We start from the raw sequence: 4,616 nt of genomic DNA, 5'->3' as shown, positions 1-4,616 counted from the left end.
GAACTTCTCGGCCATCAAGGCGCTGTCGACCGAAGGCATCCAGCAGGGCCACATGACCCTGCACGCACGCACGGTAGCCATGGCTGCCGGTGCGACGCCGGAAATTTTCGATACCGTGATCGATCGCCTGATCGAGTCCGGTGAAATCAAGATCTGGAAGGCGCGCGAGATTGTCGAGGAAGTCCTTGGACAGTCGAAAGCGCCCGTTGCAACAGCCTCTGCCGAGCCAGAAAAGGCCAAGCGCGAAACCCTGGCCGCCGGTTACGGCAAGATCATCCTGTTCGGCGAGCATGCCGTCGTTTACGGCCGGCATGCGCTGGCCTTGCCCGTGCCGCTCGCGATCGAAGCCAAGATCGAAGATGCCAACCAAGGCGAGGGCGTGGAAATCATCGTACCGCGCTGGGGCATCGAGCAGCGCCTGCCGAAGCAGCCGGAAAAACGCCAGGCCTTCCAGAAGCAGTTCGGCCTGATTCTCGAAAGCCTGGGTCTCGATCACGAGGCCATGAAGATCGAAATCTTCCCGAACGTGCCGCGCGCGATGGGCCTCGGCGGTTCGGCGGCATTGGCGGTCGCGTTGATCCGTGCGCTGGACAAGCACTATGACCTGAAGCTTGCCGACGAGCGCGTGAACGAGCTCGCCTTCGAATGCGAAAAGGTTGCGCATGGCACGCCAAGCGGCATCGACAACACCATGGCGACCTTCGGCAAGCCATTGTTGTTCCGCAAGGGCAGCCCGGGCCTGCAGGAATTCCTGGAGCTGGAACAGCCGTTGACCTTCGTCATCGGCATGACCGGTGTCGAGTCGCTGACTCACAAGATGGTGACGCGCGTGCGCCAGCAATGGGAGCGCAACACCTCGCTGTACGAGCGCATCTTCAACGAAATCGATGCGCTGACCCTGCAGGGCGTAAAAGCCATTCGAGATAACGATCTCGAGCACCTGGGCGACCTGATGAATGTCTGCCAGGGCTTGCTGAACGCCTTGCAGGTGTCCAGCTGGGAAGTCGAAGAGCTGGTGCAGATTGCCCGCGACAACGGTGCGCTGGGCGCCAAGCTGACCGGTGCCGGCGGTGGCGGGGCGGTGATTGCGCTGTGTCCGGAGAATGCCGAAGAAGTGAAGTCCGCGATGATGCGGGCGGGTTACCAGGCCATGGAGGTTGTTGTTGGTGGCTGATCCAAATCCGCGTTACGAAACCGTTTCCTCCGAATCCGAAAACCTCATTCTGGTCGACGAGCACGACCAGGAGATCGGCTCGATCTCCAAGGCCGAGGCCCACGACGGCCACGGCACCCTGCATCGGGCCTTTTCCATTTTCCTGTTCAACTCCAAGGGCGAAGTCCTTCTGCAAAAGCGCAGCGCCGAAAAACGCCTCTGGGGTGGCTACTGGTCGAACACTTGCTGCTCGCATCCGCGCGTCGGCGAAACGCTGGACGTCGCAACGCAGCGCCGCCTGCAGGACGAGCTGGGCATCACCGCCGAGCTGGAGCACGTTTATCACTTCATTTACCAGGCCGACTTCGATGAAACCGGTGCCGAGCATGAGTTGTGTCACGTTTATGTCGGCAGGACCGACGAAGACCCGCAGCCTAATGCCGCCGAGATCGAAGACTGGCGCTGGATTGCTCCGGATGACTTGACGGCCGAAATGAAAGCCAACCGCCAGGCGTTTACGCCCTGGTTCAAGCTGGAATGGAAAAGGCTGGAAGACGAAGGGTTTGTCGTTCCATGACGAAGGCAAGCTGCTTGACGATCAGGATCGGGTATTGAGCATGTATTCCATGGAACTTGCATCCAGGGAGATTGGAAAGCGCGTAATTGTTTCCATCAGATTCGTGCGTACAGATGGTCAGGACGAATACTCCGGTTTCTGGGGTGTCATCAATTCCGTGCACGAGGAGGGGTTTCTCATCGAAGTTGAAGGCGGCACGAACGAGGAGTTCGAGATGCTACCGCCAGACATGGAGATTCTGGTTGCAGCGGAACACGAGGTGTACGAGTTCGGTGATGACCAACTTGTAGAGAATGTGGATTACGAAGTGCACCTGGTAGGTGCAGATGATATCGAAAGCCTGCAGTAATAAGATGCACACGCCTGAACAGAGAAAGCCCCGCCGAAGCGGGGCTTTCTAGTTGCTGCATCTGCTTCAGAAGCAGAGCGTGTTGGCGCCCTTCTTGATGCGCTCGAAGATCACGCTGGCGCCGTGGATGATGACACCGTCGATCAGCGAACCTTCATCGTAGCCGCGGGAGTTGGTGCAGGGCGGGCAGGCCCAGACATCACCCCCACGATCGATGAAGGCATGCATCAGGTCCTTCAGCGGTTCCATCGGCTGGACGTGCGTGTGCTCGAGGGCATTCTTGCGCACCAGGTCGATGGCGTTGCTGGTCAGGAACAGGCCGACGTTCATGCCGGCGGTCATGGCACCGTTGGCCAGGGTCAGGCCGACCGACGAGACTTCGTCGTTTGCGCCCTGGGTCATCACCACGATCATGTCGTACTCTTTGTTTGCTTCAGTCATTTTCGTATCCCCTTTGAGGTTTAAGTCTTTCAAACAAGCTGCGTTTCGTTTCAGCTTGGAAACCAGATTAGGGGCGAGAGGTGATTTCGTTGAGTGCAGGATGTGTAGCAATCGACTATCGATTTTGTAGTGCCAATAGCGGGCAAGTTGACTACATTTTATGTAGTTCACGTGAGCGGGGCGGGGGCGGATAATGGCGCCATACCAGGAAAAGCAAGACCAGGAAAAGAAGGCTTTTGGCGTGGAAGAAATCGAAGAAGCGTGTCCCATCATGGCGGCCTGCTCGGCCCTGTCCGAGCGCTGGACGCTGCAGATCGTGCGCGAAATGTTCATGGGCGCCACTCGTTTCTCGGAACTCGAAACCTATCTCCCGAAGATGTCGCCGACGCTGCTGAGCAAACGCCTGCGCTCGCTGGAAGAGCAGGGCATCGTTCTAAAGAAGAAACTCTCCGGCAAGAAGGGCTATGAATACCGCCTGACGCCGCAGGGACAGGCGCTGAAGCCCGTTCTTACCGAGATGGGTCGCTGGGGCATGGGCTGGGTGTTCGACACCATGGACCAGTACGAGCTCGACGCTGCCGTGCTGGTGCGGGATTTCGCCGTGGCCATGAAGCTGGACGAGCTGCCCAGTGGTGATGCCACCTTCCAGTTCATTGTCACCGGCGAGGATGCGGCCATTCGCCGTTATGTCATGGTGCGTGATGGCAGCACCGAGGTCTGCAACCAGGACCTGGGTTACGAAGCCGACGTCTACCTCACCGCCGACCTAAAGACCTATGGCCGTATCTGGTATGGCGAAGTGACGGTGGCCGATGCAGTGGAAAAGGGCATCCTGAAGGTCGTCGGCAATCGCGCCTACACGGATTGCGTCAGCCGCTGGCTGGGAACCAGCCAGTTCGCGGCCTGTAATCGGCACGGCAATTCCGCTGCAGACCAGGCATGAGCGGGCTAAAAACAAAAAAGAGTTGTTCTTTGTAACGAGAGTGCTACAGTTGTAGCGTACTTGTTACGGAGATCAGCAATGGCTGCCCAGGATACTTCCCGCCACGAGCTCGACATACTCAAGCTGCTCTGGCGTTACCAGCGCCTCAGCGCCCGCGAAATCCACGACCAACTGGCCGAGGAGCGCGGCTGGGCGTATTCAACCACCCGCACCGTGCTCGAGCGCATGGTGAAGAAGGGCCAGCTGCGCAAGCGCAGCTCCCACGGCCTGAATGTCTATGCCCCTGAGCTGGCCAAGGTGCCGACCCTGGCCGGCCTGGTGCGCGATTTCACTCGACGCTTGCTGGATGTCCGTCCTGCCAGTGCCATTCCGATGTTTGCCGAAAGCGACCTGCTGGACGAGCGCGAGCTCGCCGAGCTCGAGGCCTTGCTGGAAGCCGATGATGCCGCAGGGGATGACGATGCTTGAGCCAGTGAAGTCCGTGCTGCTGCTGACCTTGCTGACCGGCCTGGTCTGCCTGCTGATTCCCTTGCTTCGCAAGCACCTTGCCGCCGTAAACCTGGCGCACTTGCTGCGACAGCTGCTTGTTCTCCTTGCCGTTTCACCCTTGCTGGCGCTGGGTCTTCCGGAAGTCCTGCCGACACCGGCTGCGGAACACTTGCCGCGTCTCGTTGCGCCTGCTCTTGATCCATTGACACTGGACTGGGTGCTTGGTGCGTCTTCGGGTTCGCAAGACGGTACCCAGGGAAGCCTGGTGTGGGGCCTGCTTGCTCTATGGAGCCTTGGAGCTGCCGTCCTGGCCTCCCGTTTCTTATGGGCTTTCCGAAAATACCAGCGAATCGCCATGCAGGCCGAGCGCCTGGCTCCCGAAGAATTGCCCGTCGACCTGCCGGCGCATGTATCGGTCGCCGTATCCGAAGATGCACCGAATGCCTTTGCTATCGGTCGACGCCGACCAATCATCGTGATTCCGGCTCGCTGTATTACCGACCGCGATGACATGACCCTTGATGCCGAACTTGCCGCATTGTTGCTACATGAAGCAGCGCATGTGCAGCACGGCGATACGCTCTGGCTGCCACTTTGTCGACTAGCGCTTTGCCTGTGGTGGCCGGTAATTCCGATGTGGTTCCTGTATCGCGAACTTACCTTG

The 4,616-nt window shown here is 59.0% G+C and carries 7 protein-coding genes; 6 read left to right on the top strand and 1 reads right to left on the bottom strand.

Features of this window, described 5'->3' with window-relative positions:
• The 3 genes from mvk to R3217_10340 form a co-directional block, all read left to right on the top strand.
• The coding region (gene mvk, locus R3217_10350; GenBank protein MDX1455842.1) for a mevalonate kinase at nt 1-1,174 on the top strand (1,174 nt) is incomplete at its 5' end.
• Nucleotides 1,167-1,730: an isopentenyl-diphosphate Delta-isomerase gene (idi, locus tag R3217_10345; protein MDX1455841.1), complete on the top strand. Its 564-nt coding sequence runs from the start codon at nt 1,167-1,169 to the stop codon at nt 1,728-1,730. The genes mvk and idi, both read left to right, overlap by 8 nt.
• 103 nt (nt 1,731-1,833) lie before the next feature.
• Nucleotides 1,834-2,079: a hypothetical protein gene (locus R3217_10340; protein MDX1455840.1), complete on the top strand. Its 246-nt coding sequence runs from the start codon at nt 1,834-1,836 to the stop codon at nt 2,077-2,079.
• A gap of 66 nt (nt 2,080-2,145) precedes the next feature.
• On the opposite strand, the gene R3217_10335 is transcribed toward R3217_10340, so the two are convergent.
• A complete protein-coding gene (locus R3217_10335; protein ID MDX1455839.1) occupies nt 2,146-2,520 on the bottom strand; it encodes a DsrE family protein in 375 nt (124 codons plus the stop codon).
• Nucleotides 2,521-2,713: 193 nt separating this feature from the next.
• On the opposite strand from R3217_10335, the gene R3217_10330 reads away from it, so the two are divergent.
• The 3 genes from R3217_10330 to R3217_10320 form a co-directional block, all read left to right on the top strand.
• Complete coding sequence (locus R3217_10330; protein ID MDX1455838.1) at nt 2,714-3,463, top strand: helix-turn-helix domain-containing protein; 750 nt, start codon at nt 2,714-2,716, stop codon at nt 3,461-3,463.
• Between the two features lie 78 nt (nt 3,464-3,541).
• On the top strand, nt 3,542-3,931 hold the full coding sequence (locus R3217_10325; protein MDX1455837.1) for a BlaI/MecI/CopY family transcriptional regulator: 390 nt from the start codon (nt 3,542-3,544) through the stop codon (nt 3,929-3,931).
• A partial coding sequence (locus tag R3217_10320; protein MDX1455836.1) for a M56 family metallopeptidase occupies nt 3,924-4,616 on the top strand: 693 nt, incomplete at its 3' end. The genes R3217_10325 and R3217_10320, both read left to right, overlap by 8 nt.

This window comes from Gammaproteobacteria bacterium (assembly GCA_033720895.1).
GTDB lineage: Bacteria > Pseudomonadota > Gammaproteobacteria > Natronospirales > JAJUFS01 > JAWWBS01.
Note: the sequence above shows the minus strand (reverse complement) of the source record. Positions and strands in the feature narration are given on the sequence as shown.